This is a genomic window from Vibrio sp. 378, from assembly GCF_033339435.1.
The window spans coordinates 1-830 of sequence record NZ_JAWOUO010000343.1; the positions used below are offsets into that span (position 1 = coordinate 1).

At 46.9% G+C, this 830-nt stretch carries 1 pseudogene; it reads right to left on the reverse strand.

Annotated elements, in window-relative coordinates:
* Nucleotides 1–49: 49 nt before the first annotated feature.
* Nucleotides 50–830, reverse strand: a pseudogene (locus R7Q48_RS26165) (bifunctional indole-3-glycerol phosphate synthase/phosphoribosylanthranilate isomerase); the annotation flags it as partial.

Here is an 830-nt window from a genome sequence, read left to right on the forward strand (position 1 = left end):
TTTTGCCATTTTGATAATCCTTCTCGTATTTTTATAACTGCGAATAACTTTAGTAGTTGCGAATAGCGCGAAATGCGGCTTGCAACTTCTGTGAATCTTTTTTACCTGGTGCGCTTTCTACTCCAGAGTTTAAATCTAATCCCAAGCAGCCTAATTTTGCTGCTTGCTGTGCATTTTCAGGCGACAGTCCACCTGCCAGCATGATTTGACTTGGATCGCCGATCAAAGACCAGTCGAACACGTGGCCTGTGCCGCCAGTTTGAGTACCAACTTGAGCATCCAGTAGGTGACGGTCAATGTTGTCTGCGAGCAAGGATGGCTTTGTATCCGCCACGCCGTAGGCTTTCCAAATCTCGACGCCAACGGGTAGTTCTGTTTTGAGCTGGTTGACGTACTCTTGATCTTCTTGTCCATGTAACTGTACGGCTTTTAAGCCCAAAGACGTTACGATAGAGGCGACATAATCAACGTCGTGATTTTGGAACACGCCAACATAATTAAGTGGCGCGCCGCTCATGGTTAGGCGAGCACTTTCAAAATCGACCGCTCGTTTTGACTTCTCAACGAAAATCAGACCACCAAATACTGCGCCTGCTTGACACGCTTTTGCCGCATCATCTGGGTGAGTCAGACCGCAAACCTTATTTTCACCTAGCGTTACTTTACGAACCGCAAGTTCTAAGTTGTCCTCCGCCATCAGCGAGCTGCCAATCAAAAAGCCGTCTGCATATTCTGCTAAGTCACGAACTTGTTGATGAGTGTAAATGCCAGACTCTGAAATAACCGTTGCGTTTGGTGCAAGCTTACGAATGATTGGCGCAAGCGCTTTA